This is a genomic window from Phenylobacterium sp., assembly GCF_036723115.1.
GTDB lineage: Bacteria > Pseudomonadota > Alphaproteobacteria > Caulobacterales > Caulobacteraceae > Phenylobacterium.
The window spans coordinates 1-15714 of sequence record NZ_DAIMHV010000062.1 but is presented as its reverse complement, the minus strand read 5'-3'; the positions used below and the strand labels follow the sequence as shown (position 1 = coordinate 15714).

The 15714-nt window shown below is 69.6% G+C and carries 16 protein-coding genes, 1 tRNA gene and 1 pseudogene; 5 read left to right on the top strand and 13 right to left on the bottom strand.

Annotation, left to right across the window (positions count from 1 at the left end; translation table 11 throughout):
• From V7D28_RS08380 to V7D28_RS08365, 4 genes and pseudogenes are all read right to left on the bottom strand, one after another.
• A pseudogene (locus tag V7D28_RS08380) lies at nt 1-535 on the bottom strand (F0F1 ATP synthase subunit alpha); the annotation flags it as partial.
• Nucleotides 536-539: 4 nt separating this feature from the next.
• The gene (locus V7D28_RS08375) at nt 540-1094 is read right to left on the bottom strand and encodes a F0F1 ATP synthase subunit delta (protein ID WP_333586926.1); all 555 of its coding nucleotides are present in this window, start codon (nt 1092-1094) and stop codon (nt 540-542) included.
• A gap of 192 nt (nt 1095-1286) precedes the next feature.
• Nucleotides 1287-1601: a PaaI family thioesterase gene (locus V7D28_RS08370; protein WP_333586925.1), complete on the bottom strand. Its 315-nt coding sequence runs from the start codon at nt 1599-1601 to the stop codon at nt 1287-1289.
• 109 nt (nt 1602-1710) lie between these two features.
• Entirely contained in the window at nt 1711-2055 is a 345-nt protein-coding gene (locus V7D28_RS08365) for a CC_3452 family protein (RefSeq protein WP_333586924.1), read from the bottom strand.
• 316 nt (nt 2056-2371) lie between these two features.
• On the opposite strand from V7D28_RS08365, the gene V7D28_RS08360 reads away from it, so the two are divergent.
• Nucleotides 2372-4345: a transglycosylase domain-containing protein gene (locus V7D28_RS08360; protein WP_333586923.1), complete on the top strand. Its 1974-nt coding sequence runs from the start codon at nt 2372-2374 to the stop codon at nt 4343-4345.
• Between the two features lie 25 nt (nt 4346-4370).
• Here V7D28_RS08360 and V7D28_RS08355 read toward each other — a convergent pair whose 3' ends face one another.
• From V7D28_RS08355 to V7D28_RS08345, 3 genes are all read right to left on the bottom strand, one after another.
• Nucleotides 4371-5114 carry a M48 family metallopeptidase gene (locus V7D28_RS08355; RefSeq protein ID WP_333586922.1) on the bottom strand — a complete coding sequence of 248 codons (744 nt, stop codon included), beginning with the start codon at nt 5112-5114 and terminating at the stop codon, nt 4371-4373.
• 9 nt (nt 5115-5123) lie between these two features.
• Complete coding sequence (locus V7D28_RS08350; protein ID WP_333586921.1) at nt 5124-6395, bottom strand: polyhydroxyalkanoate depolymerase; 1272 nt, start codon at nt 6393-6395, stop codon at nt 5124-5126.
• A gap of 90 nt (nt 6396-6485) precedes the next feature.
• On the bottom strand, nt 6486-7091 hold the full coding sequence (locus V7D28_RS08345) for an SCO family protein (RefSeq protein ID WP_333586920.1): 606 nt from the start codon (nt 7089-7091) through the stop codon (nt 6486-6488).
• Between the two features lie 60 nt (nt 7092-7151).
• Between V7D28_RS08345 and V7D28_RS08340 the strand changes: the two genes are divergently transcribed.
• Complete coding sequence (locus V7D28_RS08340; RefSeq protein ID WP_333586919.1) at nt 7152-8549, top strand: ActS/PrrB/RegB family redox-sensitive histidine kinase; 1398 nt, start codon at nt 7152-7154, stop codon at nt 8547-8549.
• A gap of 93 nt (nt 8550-8642) precedes the next feature.
• Nucleotides 8643-9200: an ActR/PrrA/RegA family redox response regulator transcription factor gene (locus V7D28_RS08335; protein ID WP_333586918.1), complete on the top strand. Its 558-nt coding sequence runs from the start codon at nt 8643-8645 to the stop codon at nt 9198-9200.
• A gap of 27 nt (nt 9201-9227) precedes the next feature.
• Here the strand turns inward: V7D28_RS08335 and mmcB are convergent, their stop codons facing one another.
• The 4 genes from mmcB to V7D28_RS08315 all read right to left on the bottom strand — a co-directional run bounded on the left by mmcB (nt 9228) and on the right by V7D28_RS08315 (nt 11271).
• Nucleotides 9228-9677 (bottom strand): DNA repair putative endonuclease MmcB, encoded by a 450-nt coding sequence (gene mmcB, locus V7D28_RS08330; RefSeq protein ID WP_333586917.1) that lies wholly within the window; start codon nt 9675-9677, stop codon nt 9228-9230.
• Between the two features lie 68 nt (nt 9678-9745).
• Nucleotides 9746-10321: a lipocalin family protein gene (locus V7D28_RS08325; RefSeq protein WP_333586916.1), complete on the bottom strand. Its 576-nt coding sequence runs from the start codon at nt 10319-10321 to the stop codon at nt 9746-9748.
• 43 nt (nt 10322-10364) lie between these two features.
• Nucleotides 10365-10784 carry a hypothetical protein gene (locus V7D28_RS08320; RefSeq protein ID WP_333586915.1) on the bottom strand — a complete coding sequence of 140 codons (420 nt, stop codon included), beginning with the start codon at nt 10782-10784 and terminating at the stop codon, nt 10365-10367.
• Nucleotides 10785-10887: 103 nt separating this feature from the next.
• Nucleotides 10888-11271: a DUF805 domain-containing protein gene (locus V7D28_RS08315; protein WP_333586914.1), complete on the bottom strand. Its 384-nt coding sequence runs from the start codon at nt 11269-11271 to the stop codon at nt 10888-10890.
• Nucleotides 11272-11384: 113 nt separating this feature from the next.
• Here V7D28_RS08315 and V7D28_RS08310 point away from each other — a divergent pair, with 113 nt between their 5' ends.
• Nucleotides 11385-11942, top strand: a complete 558-nt coding sequence (locus V7D28_RS08310) for a DUF1003 domain-containing protein (protein ID WP_333586913.1) — start codon at nt 11385-11387, stop codon at nt 11940-11942.
• Nucleotides 11943-12074: 132 nt separating this feature from the next.
• A complete protein-coding gene (locus V7D28_RS08305) occupies nt 12075-13187 on the top strand; it encodes an Acg family FMN-binding oxidoreductase (protein ID WP_333586912.1) in 1113 nt (370 codons plus the stop codon).
• A 92-nt stretch (nt 13188-13279) separates the two neighbouring features.
• Here V7D28_RS08305 and V7D28_RS08300 read toward each other — a convergent pair.
• A tRNA-Ser gene (locus V7D28_RS08300) sits at nt 13280-13369 on the bottom strand.
• Between the two features lie 88 nt (nt 13370-13457).
• Nucleotides 13458-15563, bottom strand: coding sequence for a prolyl oligopeptidase family serine peptidase (locus tag V7D28_RS08295; RefSeq protein WP_333586911.1), 2106 nt, complete (start codon nt 15561-15563; stop codon nt 13458-13460).
• Between the last annotated feature and the right edge of the window lie 151 nt (nt 15564-15714).

Genomic DNA, 15714 nt, shown 5'->3' with positions numbered 1-15714 from the left:
CGGCGGTCTTGCCGGTCTGACGGTCGCCGATGATCAGCTCGCGCTGGCCGCGGCCCACCGGGATCAGGGCGTCGATGGCCTTCAGGCCGGTCTGCACGGGCTCGTGCACCGACTTCCGCGGAATGATGCCCGGCGCCTTCACGTCGGCGCGGCGGCGTTCGGTGGCGACGATGGGCCCCTTGCCGTCGATGGGCTCGCCCAGGGGGTTGACCACCCGGCCCAGCAGGCCCTTGCCCACCGGAACGTCCACGATCTCGCCCAGACGACGGACCTCGTCGCCCTCGGCGATGGCGCGGTCGTCGCCGAAGATCACGACGCCGACATTGTCGCGCTCCAGGTTCAGGGCCATGCCCTTCACGCCGGCCTTGGGGAACTCGACCATTTCGCCCGCCTGGACGTTGTCGAGGCCGAAGACCCGGGCGATGCCGTCACCGACGGACAGCACCTGGCCGACGTCGGAGACATCGGCTTCTTCGCCGAAATTGGCGATCTGCGACTTGAGGATGGCCGAAATCTCGGCGGCGCGGATATCCATGATCTTACGCTCTCTTGAGGGCGAATTTCAGCGAGTCGAGCTTCGTACCCAGCGAAGCGTCGAACAGACGGGAGCCGACCTGCACCTTGATGCCGCCGAGAATCGACGGATCGACGCGGGTCTCGATTTCCGGGTCCTTGCCCAGGGCCTGGCGCAGAGCCTGGGCCACGCCCGTGGACTGGGCGGCGGTCAGCGGGACGGCGGTGGTCACCTGGGCGGAGACGACGCCGCGACGCTCGGCCGACAGCGCCTGGAAGGCGGTGATCACCGAGGGCACGGCCGAGGCCCGGCCATTGGCCGAGATCAGGCCCAGGAACTTGCGGGTGAGCGGATCAAATCCGGCCTTCTCGGCCACCGCCGAGAGACCCTTGCCCTTGTCCTCCGCCCCGAAGGCCGGAGAGGCCAGCAGGGTGCGCAGGTCGCGACTGTCGGCCAGCATCGCCTTCAGCGACTTGAGATCGGCCTCGACCGCAGCGATCTTGTTCTCGTCATCAGCGAGATCGAACAGGGCCTGGGCATATCTGCCGCCCACATTCGAAGTCTTGGAATCGTCCGCCACTATGTATCCGCCCGGTGCGTGTCAAAAGTCGCGGCGAAGACATCCTCACCACGACTAAAGGCTTGAAAGCGCTTGGGAAAGCACGTCGCCGAAAGGGGCTGTCCGCCCCCCGACCCTAAGCCGCGCGCCTGATAGCATGCGTTTTTGGGCGCGGCAACCGAACGGGCGCCTGGGATTGAGGCCATTTCGTTCCTAGGCCCCGGTCTGGAGCTTGCGGAACACCGCCGAGCCGCTGGCCGCCAGGACCCCGTCGGCCAGCATCAGCCGGCCGTGGGCGAACACCAGGGTGCGGGTGGCGCGGTCGACCCAGGCCTCCACGGTCACCGTCGTCCCGGCGCTCAAGCCCGCGCCATAGTCGAGGGTGAGGGAGACCGGCGCCACGTCGGGGCCGCTCACCTCAGCCAGGCCCGCCTCCAGCAGGGCCGCGGCGGCGGCCGGGGCGGCGGGGACGAGGACCTCGCGGGTCTGGCGGGGCGCGGCGATTTCGGGGGACAGGTCGGAGCTCATGGCCGCGCTCCTTTAAGGCCCTGGGCCGAAAAGGAAAGGGCGCCGGAAGCCCGGCGCCCTCTTTAGTGTGATCCCACGCGCGCTTTTTCAGAAGCGCGGAGGGTCGCCGTCAGTCGTCGGCGCCGGCGACCGGCGCGGCAGAGGCGTTGCAGGCGGCGAGCCTCGACTCATCGAAGCTCCGGTTCGCCCGGGTGAAGGACACCACCGGGCCGAACTTCTTGGCCAGCGCCTTGCAGGTGGGCGCCGCATAGGTCTGGGAGCCGGGCGAGTTGGCTACGCAGTCGACGCCCTCGCAAATGAAGACGGCGCCGCCGGCCACCAGCTGGGCCCATTCGGTGGGCTGTTGCAGCTTGGCGACCACGGTGGTCTGGGCGGGCATCTGCGCGGCGGCGTGGCCGGCAAGCGACAGGGCGACGAGCGCGGCCAGGGCGGCCACGGGGGTACGGATCATCATGGGGTACTCCGGCGATTGGGGAGGCGGCGACCCGTCGGGCCCCGGCTTGAGCCTCCGGGCAGGCGGTCATCCCTCCGCCCGCCGTTCAACTAAGCATCGCTAAGATAACGGCGGGTTGTGGCGCTGCAACCACCATTTGCGTTGGCCGGCTATGCGGGTTTGGCGATTCCGCAGGGGAAGGTCGCCCCTGGACGCCGCCTTATGGCCTTGTTCATCCCCCATCAATCCTGTCGCGCGTCTTGTGGGCTTCGGCTAAAGGATCGCGCCGGGGCGCATCCCTGGCCCTTGAGGCAGAACGACGGCTAAGGACGACCCCATGGCGAATTCGCAGAAGCCGGCTTCCGGGGGTTCGGACGGCCGGGCCAAGCGTACGCCTCTGCAGGCCGCGCTCTATTGGGGCGCGGTGCTCTCGGTCTGGGGCCTGATCTTCGTCGCGGCCTTCTTCGCGGTCTTCGCCGTGGACCTGCCCGACACCTCCAAGCTCTATGAGGTCGAGCGCCAGCCCTCCATTTCCTATCTGGACCGGTCAGGGGCGCTGCTGGCGGTCCGCGGGTCGCAATATGCGCCGCCGGCCAATCTGGACGAACTGCCCGACTATGTGCCCAAGGCCTTCATCGCCATCGAGGACCGCTGGTTCTACTGGCACTTCGGCTTCAACCCCTGGGGCATCATCCGCTCGCAGATCTACAATATGACCGCCGACGGCGGGCCGCTGCGGGGCGGCTCGACCATCACCCAGCAGCTGGCCCGCAACCTGTTCCTGACCCCGGACCAGACCTATCGCCGCAAGGCCCAGGAGCTGATCCTGGCCGTCTGGCTGGAGCTCAAATTCTCCAAGAAGGAGATCATGGAGCTCTATCTGAACCGGGTCTATTTCGGCGGCGGCGCCTATGGGATCGAGGCGGCCTCGCAGCGCTATTTCAACAAGCCCGCCTCCCAACTGACCATCGGGGAATCGGCCCTGCTGGCGGGGCTGATGAAGGGGCCATCGCGCTACAGCCCCGTCTCGGCCACCGACCGGGCGGCCCGTCGCGCCACCATCGTGCTGGACGAGATGGTGCGGATCGGCGCCATCACGCCCGAGCAGCGCACCGAGGCCTTCAACAATCCGGTGCGGGTCAATCCCACCCTGGCCAACCAGCGCGCCCAGTATTTCGTGGACTGGGTGGACGATCAGGTGCGCGCCCTGGTGGGCGAGCCCACCGACGATCTGGTGGTGGAGACCACGCTGGATCTGCCCATCCAGACGGCGGCCGAACAGGCCATCCGCCGCGGGGTGGCCGCCGGCGCCGACCAGGGGGTGGGGCAAGGCGCCCTCGTGGCCCTGGACGGTGAGGGCCGGGTGCGCGCCTATGTGGGCGGCGCCGACTATCAGGACAGCCAGTTCGACCGGGCCACCATGGCCCAGCGCCAGGCGGGTTCGGCCTTCAAGCCCTTCGTCTATCTGACGGCCATGGAACAGGGCCGCACGCCCAATGAGCGGGCGGTGGACGAGCCCTTCCGCATCGGCGACTGGGAGCCGCGCAACTATACGGGCGACTATCGTGGGGAAATGACCCTGCAGCAGGCCCTGGCCCAGTCCACCAACACCGTGGCCGCCCGTCTGGCCAGCGAGGTGGGCACCGGCAATGTGGCGGCCACGGCCAAGCGGCTGGGGATCACCGGGCGCATCCAGCTGGACCCGTCCATGGCCCTCGGGGCGGTGGAGGTCACGCCGCTGCAGATGGCCCAGGCCTACGCCCCCTTCGCCAATGGCGGCTTCAAGGCCACCGGCTATGGCATCGAGCGCATCCGCACCGCCGACGGGCGGGTGCTCTACGACCACAATGTGGACAAGCCCGAGCGCCAGGCGGTGATCGGCTCGCCCGCGCTTCAGTACATGAACCAGATGATGCGCCAGGTGGTGGCCAGCGGAACCGGCACGGCCGCCCGCGTCCCCAATTACGACCTGGCCGGCAAGACCGGCACCACCAACGATTACCGGGACGCCTGGTTCGTCGGCTATACCGGCGGCTTCGTGACGGCGGTCTGGGTAGGCAAGGACGACAACACCACCATGCGCCGGGTGGCCGGCGGCGGCGTGCCCGCCCGCATCTGGCGCGATTTCATGACCGCGGCCCTGCCCCGTCTGAACGCTCAGCCCATCCCCGGCGGAACGGTGGAGGCGCCGCCCGCCACCCCTGCGGTCGATCCCATCGGCGATCTGCTGGACGGGGTGGGGGGCATGATCGGCCCGGAAACGGCGCCCTCGCCCGCGCCCACGCCCGAAGCCGAACCGATCCCCTTCTAAGCTTCGACAATCACCCGCGAGGCGGTCAGGCGATCAGGCCCGCGCCGACCGCGTGAAGACCGGCGCCATGGGCGCGCAGCCAGGCCCGATGAGGCGTGGGGTCGCCCACGCGCTCGGCCACCAGACGCCAGAACCTCGGCCCGTGATTGAGTTCGCGCAGGTGGGCGGCCTCGTGGGCGGCCACATAGTCGGCCACCGGCCGCGGCGCCAGGATCAGCCGCCAGGAATAGCGGATCACCGCCGGCTGCGCGCCCATGGCGGGCTTGCATGATCCCCAGCGCGAGCGGGTGTCGGTCAGCCGGACATCCGGGGCCGGGGCGCCGAAGGCCGCCGCATGGGGGGCGGTCAGCGCGCGCATCTCGTCCAGGGCCAGGCGCTTGAGCCCCCGCAGGACGGCGCGGGCATAGGCCTCGCCCTCGCCGGGGGCGATCAGCCGGGCGCCGTCCTCGCCGGTCTCCAGCCGGGGCCGGCCCTTTCCCTGCTGCAGGATCACCGGCTCGCCCAGCAGATGAAGCCGCTCGCCGGGCAAAAGCGCCACAGGGGCCGGCAGTTCGGCCAGGCGCGCCTCGATCCAGTCCAGGCGCGAGCGGGCGAAGGCCAGAGCCTCGGCCAGGCGCCGGGGATTGGGGGCGGTGGCCACCACCTCGCGCCGTGAGCGATCCAGGCGCAGAGAGATGCGCCGGGCGCGCGGATGGACTTTCAGGCGGATGACGGCGCCGGCGATCTCCAGCCGGTCGCCGTCGGCAAGCGCGCGGCCGAGGGGACTCATGTCCCAGATTTAAGCGGCCTGGACGCCCTTGTGCACCCGGCTTTCGTGGGTGGCGATGAAGTCCCGCACCCGAGGATAGATCTCCTCCCGGAACCGGCGGCCGTTGAAGACCCCGTAATGGCCCACATGGGGCTGCACATAATCGGCCTTGAGCTCGGCAGGCAGGCCGGCGCACAGCTCGTGGGCGGCCTGGGTCTGGCCGATGCCGGAAATGTCGTCGTTCTCGCCTTCCACCGTCAGCAGGGCCACATCGGCGATCTGGGAAGGATCGACGGGGCGACCGCGATGCACCAGTTCGCCCTTGGGCAGCAGGTAGCGCTGGAACACATAGTCCACCGTCTGGAGATAGAACTCCTCGGTCAGGTCCAGGACCGACAGATACTCGTCGTAGAATTCCAGGTGTTTGTCGGCGGAGTCGCCGTCGTCAGCCATGAGGTGCTGCAGGTAGCGCAGATGAGCTTCCTGGTGGCGCTCGATGTTCATGGACATGAAGGAATAGAGCTGGACGAAGCCCGGATAGACCCGCCGTCCCATGCCCGGATAGGGCGGCGGCACGGTGTAGATCATGTTGGAGGCGAACCAGGCGAAGGGACGCTCCTCGGCCAGCTTGTTGGTCACCGTCGGGGAATGGCGGGCGTCGATGGGCGAGCCCATGAAGGTCATGGAGGCCGGCCGCGCCGCCTCCCCGTCCTGAGCCATCAGGCTGACCGCGGCCAGCACCGGGGGTCCGGGCTGGCAGACCGCCACCACATGGGCGCGCGGGCCCAGGAAGCGCAGCATGTCGCGCACATGGTCGAGATAGTCGTGGAAGTCGAACCGGCCTTCCATGACCGGCACGCCCCGGGCGTTCTCCCACTCGGTGATATAGACCTCATGGTCCTGCAGGAAGGCCTGGACGGTCCCGCGCAGCAGGGTGGCGTAGTGGCCCGACAGCGGGGCGACGATCAGCACGGCCGGCTCCACCGCCCGGCGGCCGGCCTGACGCATGTCGGTCATGTCGCGGGAGAAGTGGGTGAGCTTGACCCACGGCGAGCTCCACACCGTCTGGGGCCGGACCTTCACGGTCTGGCCCTCGATCTCCACCGAGTCGATGCCCCATTCGGGCCGGCGGTAGCGTCGGGTCAGGTTGGTGACCAGGTCGGCGGTGGCGAACATGCGCCGCCCGAAATCGGTCAGCCGGGCCGGATTGAGCGGCGAACTCCAGAATTCGCGCGTGGCCAGGGCCGCCAGCCTCAGCGGCGTGGCTCCGTAATAGCCGGTCTCGTGCAGGGAGTAGAGCATCTGCGAAGGTCCTTGTTGCGTCGCAACATAACACGACGCTGCTTAACGGAGTCCATCGCCATTGGATGCGACCCTTCGCCCGGACGCGGCTTAGCCGCCCTGCATGGCGGTGCGGATCAGCCGGGCCATCTCCTGGGGCGGCAGGCCATAGGCCAGGACGCGGTTGAACTGGCCGTCGGGGTCCATGAGATAGGCCGCGGTGGAATGGTCCACCGTGTAATTCGGCCCCTCGCCGCTCTTCCGGTAATAGACGTAATAGGCCTTGGCCGCGGCGGCCACCTGTTCGGGCGTGCCCGTCAGGCCCACCACATTGTCGGGAAAGGCGTCGAGGGACAGATAGGTCTTCAGCTGCTCGGGCGTGTCACGCTCGGGGTCCACCGAGATGAAGACCACCTGCAGGTCGCGGGCCCGGGCGCCCAGCTCTTCCTGCGCCACGGCGACGGCCTGGAGGGTGCTGGGGCAGATGTCCGGACAATAGGTGAAGCCGAAGAAGACCACGCTCCAACGGCCCTTCAGGATCGACTCGTCCACCGCCTGGCCGTCCTGGTTCACCAGCTGGAAGGGGCCGCCCACCTTGGCCTGGCCCTGGGCGCCGCCCGCCTCGCCGGGACCCGACAGCCGCCAGACCATGGCGCCGCCCGCCGCCAGGCCGAGGACGGCCACCAGGGCGATGATCAGCAGGGAGGTTCTGGACATGGCGGCCACGCTCCGGACAGAGTTTCAACTGGGGGCTCGCCAGACCTCGCCAACTCGCCGATGCTGCGTTTCGCCATGGCGCTGAAGAATGACGGATCGGCCGGCCTGAAGGACCCTCTGGGCCTCGATAGGCAAAGCACGGCCCTGCTGCAAGGCGAGCTCGCCTGGGACGAGGCGGTTCTGCGCCAGGGCCGCCTGCGGATCCGCACCGTGGTGCTGCTGCGCTGGGTCATGCTCGGGGTGGAGATGCTGCTGCTCTCCCTGGGCGCGGTGGTGCTCAATGTCACGGCCCCCTATGCGATCTGCTTCGCCGTGGTGGGGCTGGCGGCGTGGATCAACCTGCTGGTGGCCGTGGCCACCCCGGGCCAGAGGCTTCTGGGCCCCCGGGAGGCGACCCTTCAGCTGGGTTTTGACGTCGGTCGGGTGGCGACCCTGGTCTTTCTCACCGGCGGGGTGGTCAACCCCTTCCTCATCATGATGGTCCCCCCCGTGGCCCTGGCGGCGGCGACCCTGCCCCTGGGCGCGGTCGGCTGCCTTGCGGCCGGCGGGCTGGGCTTGGCGGTCCTGCTGACCTTCGCCGGCCTTCCGCTGCCGGGGGCTGCGGGGGATTTTCTCACCCCGCCCCTGGGCTACCGGCTGGGCGCCCTGGCCGCCCTGGCCGCCGGTCTCGGCATTACGGCGGCCTTTGTCCGCGAGGCCGCCCAGGAAACCGCCCGCCGGGCCCTGGCCCTGGACGTCACCCAGGCGGTGCTGGCCCGCGAACGCCGGCTGTCGGCCCTGGGCGGTCTGGCGGCCTCGGCGGCGCACGAACTGGGCACACCGCTGGCCACCATCGCCATCGTGGCCAAGGAGATGGTCCGGGAAGCCGCCACCCCGCAGGTGCGCGAGGACGCCGAACTGCTCATGGCCCAGGCCCAGAGATGCCGCGAAATCCTGACCCGGCTGAGCCAGACCCCCGAAGCCAGCGACCAGGTCCACGACCGCATGAGCCTGTTGCAGCTGCTGCAAGAGGTCATCGAGCCCCATCAGGGGGTCAAGGGCGTACGGCTGGAGGCCATCGTCACCGGCCCGCCCGGCGTGCCCAAGCCCGGCGTCCGCCGCATCCCCGAGGTGAGCCACGCCATCAGCTCCTTTGTGGAGAATGCGGTGGACTTCGCCGCCTCCGAAGTCCTCGTCACCGCCCGGTTCGACGCGGAGACCATCACGGTCGAGGTGCGCGACGACGGACCCGGGTTCGATCCGGAAATCCTGCCCCGACTGGGCGAGCCCTATGTGACCTCCCGGCCCGGCGCAGAGGGATCACGCACCGGCCACGTCGGCATGGGCCTGGGCTTCTTCATCTCCAAGACCCTCCTGGAGCGCACCGGCGCGGTGGTGAGTTTCCAGAACGGCCGGCCTCGGGGGGCGCTGGTGTCGGCCCGCTGGCCCAGGTCCAGGATCGATGCGCCGACGGAATAGACCAACGCCAAAGGACTTGCGGTTCGCCGCGGCTGCCCCCCAACTAGGGACGCACGCCAGGAGGGAGGCCCGCGCGCGCGGGTAGCAGACCACATGCCCGATCTCGACGCCCGCATCGACGCCCTGCCGGACAAGAGCCTGCTCTTGCTGGATGACGACAACGCCCTGCGCACCCGCCTGGGACGGGCGCTGGAGGGACGGGGCTTCGAACCTGTGCTGGTGGCCAGCGTCACCGAGGCCCTGGCCGCGGTGAAGGTCTTCCCCCCGGCCTTTGCGGTGCTGGACATGCGGCTGGAGGACGGGACCGGGCTGAAGGTGGTCGAGGCCATGCGCGAGGCCCGGCCCGACTCCAAGGTCATCATGCTGACCGGCTATGGCAACATCGCCACCGCCGTGGCCGCGGTGAAGGCCGGCGCGGTGGACTATCTCTCCAAGCCCGCCGACGCCGACGAGGTGGCCCGCGCCCTGCTGGCCCTGCCGGGCGATCCCCCCGCCCCGCCGGAAAACCCCATGAGCGCCGACCGGGTGCGGTGGGAGCACATTCAGCGGGTCTATGAACTGTGCGGCCACAATGTCTCGGAGACCGCCCGTCGGCTGAACATGCACCGGCGCACCCTGCAACGCATCCTCGCCAAGCGCGCCCCGCGCTGAGCGCCTTTCGATGCGGCGGGCCCCGCTCTAGACCAGGCCGAGGGTCGCCCGCTGAGCGGCCAGCCGGCCAAAGGCCAGGGTCAGCGCCTTGCGTCGCGCGCCGGCCAGGCCGAGGTTGGGCGCCTCGCGCAGCACCTCGCCGCCAAAGGCGTCGGCGACGATCAGTCCGGGATCCTGCGGCAGGATCTCCAGCGGGAATTCCGGCGCCACGGCGAAGGCGAAGGCGTCGCAATAGGGCGCATATTCATGCCACTTGCCGTCGCTTCGGAAGTCCTCGAGGCCGGACTTCACCTCCACGATGAAGAGATCGCCCTTGCGGCCCAGGGCCATCAGGTCAGCCCGCCGGCCATTGGGCAGGCACACCTCCGCCAGGGGCGCATAGCCCAGGGCCAGGAGCAGGCGCGCCGCCCCCCGCGTCACCGCCTGGGTGATCTGGGGACGGGTGAGCGGCTCGCAGGGGGACAGCACCAGATCCATGGCCAGACCATGTTCGGGCTTCGTTCTGAAATCAAGCTCGGCGAAACAGCAGGGTCGGCCCGCTCAGCTCAGCGGGCCTGCTGCGGGAATTCCAGGGCGCTGGTGTCGTAGCCCAGCTGGCGGATGCGGGCGATCGCCTGGTTGCGCGCCGAGGCGGCCAGCTGCGGGGCCTTTGAGAGAAGCCACACATAGTTGCCGCCCGGCGTGCCCATGATCAGCCAGCCCTCGTCGGCCCGGTGGTCCAGCACCCAGTATTCCTGGCGCATCAGCCCGCCCAGGAAGGTCAGCTTGAACTTGGCGTTCTTCACCGGATCGGCCACCGTGGCGCTGGCCTTCCATTCCTTCTTGGGGCCTTCCGGCGATCCCCGGCGGCAGGTCTGGACCACGGAATAGCCCTCGCCGGTGCGGGTCCAGTCGGCGGTGGCCGCCTCGCAGTCCTTCTGCATGGCGTTGGGGGTGCGGGCCACCTCGTACCAACGGCCGGTCATCTTGGTCAGCTCGACCCGGCTGACGGGTTCGGGCGCGCCGGCGTGCGCATGCGCCGCCAGCACCGTCCAGTCCAGAGTCGTCCAGGCGAGGGCGGCGAAGGTCGCGGCGAAGGCGCGCAGGGGTCGGCGGCGCCGAGCGGGGGGAGCGTTCAGCATGGGCCGAGCCTACCGCCCCGCCCCTTTTTGGACAAGCCAGGGCTCAGCGTCCGCGCAGCACGCCCGTGGAAAGGACCGGGATCAGATAGCCCGCCAGCAGGACGGTGTTGGGCGCGATGTTCAGGGCCAATCCGGTGGCCGCCGAGATCGCCCCGTCGATCACGTACCAGGCGGCCACCGACACGGTCAGCAACCGCCAGACCGGGCCGGCCTGCTCGCCCAGCAGGGCCGCGGCCTTCAGGGTCGCCAGAAGGGTGAGGAACCAGCCCAGGGTGACCGCCCCCATCAGGCCCACGCTGAAGCGCAGATTGCTGTCGAAGGTGAGATCCGGGGCGCCGATGAGGCTGAAGACCAGCCGGGCGGGGGCCTCAGCGGCCGGAAAGGCCGCCCCGCAGAGCACCAGGCCGAACAGGCCCACGCCCGCGCACCACACCTTCATCCAGTTGGACCAGAACCTGTTCATCGCCGCCTCCATGCCTCAAGCCATGGGGCGATCCTGGCCGGACGTTCGGCCCAGGCCAATGACCTGGCAGGTCATCACAGCCTGGCGTTAAGGGCAGGGTTGGCTAAGCGGCCGGCGGCGGCTCGGGCGGCAGGTCGGCGGGACGGGGCGGATCGAACTTCTCGCCCGCCGGGTTGCTGGGCTGGACATAGAAGAAGATCAGAACCAGCCAGCCGATCAGGGGCACGAGCCCGATGAGCAGCCACCAGCCCGTGCGGCCGGTGTCATGCAGCCGGCGCACCGACATGCCGAGGTTGGGCAGGAACAGGCCGAGCGTCAGCAGCAGGCCGAAGGGCTCCAGATCGCCGGCGCCCAGGCCCTCGTCCAGGATGCTGGCCACGATGGCGGCCAGGACCACCGCCAGGACCCACCACCAGAAGGTGGCGCGGCCGGTGCGACCCTCGAAGTTCACATAGTTGGCCAGGCCGTACTTGACCGCTTCGATCATGATCCTCTCCCTCCGGCGCCCTGGAGCGCGCCCATGGCCAGGGTGCGTCCGCAGGTCCACAATCACCCCGTCGGCGACAGATGCCAAGCCGGCGCAATCAGCAAGGACAGGCCATGAGCGATCCGGACGAAGGGCTGGGACAGGCTTCACAGCGGTGGTTCGGCCGGACGGAGGCTGAGCTCGACCCCGCAGAACGCCGGGTGTTGAGCCGGACGGCGCGCCGCAGCCCGGTGAGCCGCGACGCCAATGAAGCCTTCGACGACGAGCAGACCTTCGGCCAGCGCCTGGCCGACCGGGTGGCGGCCGTGGGGGGCTCCTGGGCCTTCATCCTCGCCTTCCTGGCCTTCCTGGCCTGCTGGACCCTGGTCAATCTGACCCTGGGGCGCGGCGCCTTCGACCCCTACCCCTTCATCTTCCTGAACCTGCTGCTCTCCATGCTGGCGGCCATCCAGGCGCCGATCATCATGATGAGCCAGAACCGCCAGGCGGCGAAGGACCGGCTCAGCGCCGCCCACGACTATGAGGTGAACCTGAAGGCCGAGATCGAGATCATGGCCCTGCACGACAAGCTGGACCACCTGCGCGCCCAGCAGATCGAGGCCATCCTCCAGCGTCAGCAGGAACAGATCGACCTGATCCGCCAGCTCCTGGAACGTCAGGGGCGCGGGTGAGGCCCGCCGGACCTTGTCGCCGGCGAGGTTGAGCCAGATCAAGGTGCGCCGCCGAGCCTGGCCCATGCTGGTGATCTGGACCGCAACGGATCGGCTTGCGGCGATCCCAGTGGGCGTCTCTGGAGGCCGGTCATGGGTGGGTATGGCTCTCAGTCCTCCGGCTTCAACCGCCGGGTCGCAACCCTTGGCCTCCTGGGCATGGCGGCTGCGCCGCTCAGCGCCTGCGCGGGGGCGGGCCGTACGGCCGCCGAGGCTGCGGTCGCCCTGCGTCGCCCGCTCGACCTGGACGCCGCCGACCCGATCCCTGAGCTGGTTCGCTTCGCCACCCTGGCCGCCAATGGGCACAACACGCAGCCCTGGCGGTTCGCCCGCGCTGAGGGCGGCATCATGCTGGCGCCCGACGAAACCCGCCGCACGCCGGTCGTCGATCCGGACGATCACCATCTCTACGCCAGCCTGGGCTGCGCCGCGGAGAACCTGATGTCCGCCGCCAGCGCCTATGGCCTGGGGGCGGCCTGCGCGTTCGATCCGGACTCGGGGCGCCTGGGGATCGATCTTTCGCCGGCGGACCGGGCGACCGATCCCTTCGTCGCCGCCATTCCCAAGCGGCAATGCACGCGCTCGGACTTCAGCGGCGCTGCGGTGGCGCCTGGCGATCTGGCGCTTTTGCAGGCCGCCTCGAAGATGGAGGGCGTCGACACGCTTCTGATCACCGATCGTGCGGGCGTCGACCAGGTTCGTGACGCCGTGATCGAGGGCGCCAGGCGCCAGATGCTGGATGAGGCCTTCGTCCGGGAGCTGAAAGCATGGATCCGGTTCGACAGCGCCTCGGCCATGAGCTCGGGCGATGGCCTCTTTGGGCCGTGTTCAGGCAACCCGACCCTTCCCGATCCGCTCGGCCAGCTGGTGTTTCCGATGGTCTTCACCATTGATGGGGAAACGAAGAAGTACCGCACCCAGATGGACTCCAGCGCGGGCGTCGCGGTGTTCAGCGCCGCCCAGGACGATCCCCGCCATTGGGTCCAGGCCGGGCGCGCCTACCAGCGCTTCGCCCTGCAGGCGACGCTGTTGGGGATCAAGCACGCCTTCATCAATCAACCCGTCGAGGTGGCGGCGATGCGGTCTCAATTCTCAGAGGCGGTGGGCTTTGGCGGCCGGCGGGTCGATCTGGTGGTGCGCTTCGGCTACGCGCCGGACCTGCCGTTCTCCCTGCGTCGCCCGGTCAGCGCCGTCCTGGCCGCGTGATGGCGCACGTGGAGACGGACACCGAGCTCGCAATCGCACCCCCGCTTCATCCGGCGGCGATCTGAACTGATTTTATTGCGATTTTAGCGCGATGGCGGAGAGGGTGGGATTCGAACCCACGGTACCCGTAAAGGTACGCCGCATTTCGAGTGCGGTGCTTTCGACCACTCAGCCACCTCTCCTTGCCGGCGCGGATGGGGCCTGACCAGGCAGGCCCGCTGAGCGAGGCGCGGAAACTACTCAGGTCGGCCCGGCTGCGCAAGCGCCCCTTCAGTCCATCAGCTGCTGCATCAGATAGACATAGTGGCGGGCCCACCGGGCGGCGTTCAGCTCGGGGTCGGCGTCGTTGGCGTGGCCGCCGAACCGGGGCTCGTAATAGAGGGCCGGCGCGCCCAGGGCCTGCAGGGCGGCGGCGAATTTCCGCGCATGGCCAGGATGGACCCGGTCGTCGCGCATGTTGGTGGTGATGTAGGCCCGCGGATAGGCCGCGCCAGCCTTCAGGTTCTGATAGGCCGAATAGCGGGCGATGAAGGCGAAGTCCTCGGGAACCTCGGGATCGCCATATTCGGCGATCCACGAGGCGCCGGCCGGCAGGCGGTGATAGCGCAGCATGTCCACCAGCGGGCTTTCGATGACCACGGCGTTCCACAGGTCCGGGTGCTGGGTCATGGAGACGCTGGTCAGGACCCCGCCGTTGGAACGGCCGTAGATGCCCAGGCGCCGCGGGGACGTGATCTGCCGGGCGGCGAGGTCGCGGCCCACGGCGGCGAAGTCGTCAAAGGCCAGCTGGCGCTTCTCGCGCAGGACCGACTGGTGCCAGGCGGGGCCGAACTCGCCGCCGCCGCGGATATTGGCCACCACATAGGCGCCGCCCCGTTCCAGCCACAGCTTGCCGAGCTCGGGCAGGTAGCGGGGGGGCATGGCGATCTCGAAGCCGCCATAGCCGAACATCAGGGTGGGCAGGCTTCCGTCCAGGGGGGCCGAGCGCGGCCGGACGACGAAATAGGGAATCTGCGTCCCGTCGCTGGAGGCGGTCCAGAACTGCTCCACCAGATGGGTGGAGGCGTCGAACCGGGGGGGCAGCTCGCGCACCTGGCGGGCCTGGCCCTGGCCGGCGTCGGCGAACCACAGGGCGGTGGGCTCCAGGAAGCTCTCGGCGCGCACGAACAGGGCCTCGTCCTTGCCCGACACCGCCTGCAGGGTGAGGTTGGAGCCCTCGGGCAGGGGCAGGCGGGACACCCGCCAGGCGCCGCCCGCGAAGTCCCATACATCCACCGCGCCCTTCACGTCCTCCAGCAGGGCCACCACCAGCCGCCCGTCGGTGGCGCTCACCTGCTGGATGGCCTGGCGGGGGCCAGGCGCGAAGATCAGCTGCGGCCGGGCGCCGGCCGGATCGGCCAGGAGGGCCTGGAGGTCGAAGGCCGCCAGCGCGCCTTGCGGCAGGTCGCCCATGGCCTCCTGCAGGGTGAAGACCACCTGGCCGTCCACAAAGGCCTCGTACTGGGCGCGGGCCGGCAGGGGGATGCGCTGCGGGCCCGCGGGCGTCAGCAGAAGGTGGTCGGCCTCGAAGAAGGTCAGGCCCCGGCGGGCGATCACGGCCAGCGCCCGGCCGCCCTCCCCCCGCAGGACGATGGGCCAGACCGAGACGTCGGAGGCCTCCCCGCGGAACAGCTCCACCGGCGCCTCGCCCCGCCGCACCGACTTCAGCACATAGGCGTAGCCCGAGCTGGTGACCTCGCCAGGGGTCCATTCCCGGGCGGCGATGACGGTTTCAGCGTCCAGCCAGACGGCGTCCTGCTTGCCCTCGGCGAAGACGAAGCCGTCGGGAACGAAGGCGCGGGCCTCGGTGTCGAACTCGCGGATCTCGTTGGCGTCGCCGCCCCCGTCCGACAGATAGACCAGGCAGCGGGTCTCGGCCGGCTTCAGGCACTCGGCCCCGTGGAAGAACCAGTTGCGTCCCTCGGCCGCCGACAGGGCGTCGAGGTCCAGGAGCGTCGTCCAGGCGGGCTGGCCGGCCAGATAGGAGGCGCGGTCAGACTGGCGCCACAGCCCCTTAGGATTGGCGCTGTCCTGCCAGAGATTGTCGATCCCCCCGCCCCGGAACCTGGGCGCGGCGATACGGTCCTGGGCGGTGAAGATGGCCCGGGCCTCGGCCAGCAGCCCCTGGAAGCGGGGGTCTCCGTCCAGGGCCGCCTGCGCCTTGGCGTTCTCGGCGTCCACCCAGGCCAGGGCGCGCTCGCCCTCCACCTCTTCCAGCCACTGGAAGGGGTCGGGGCCGCCGGCTCGCGGGGGCTGGAAATCCGTCTGGGCGCGGGCGGGACCGACGGCCAGGACGGGCAGGATCAGGGCGCAGAGGGCGGGAAGCAGGGCTTTCATGCCCCGTTTCATAAGCGGGCTGGCACGTCCCTGTCTTCCCCCGCCGTGCGGCCGGCTGATGATTTGCGCAAGCATCTCGCCTATATGTCTGCCACCATGAGCCGTCCGTTCCTGAAGATGAACGGGCTCGGCAACGACTTCGTCGTGGTCG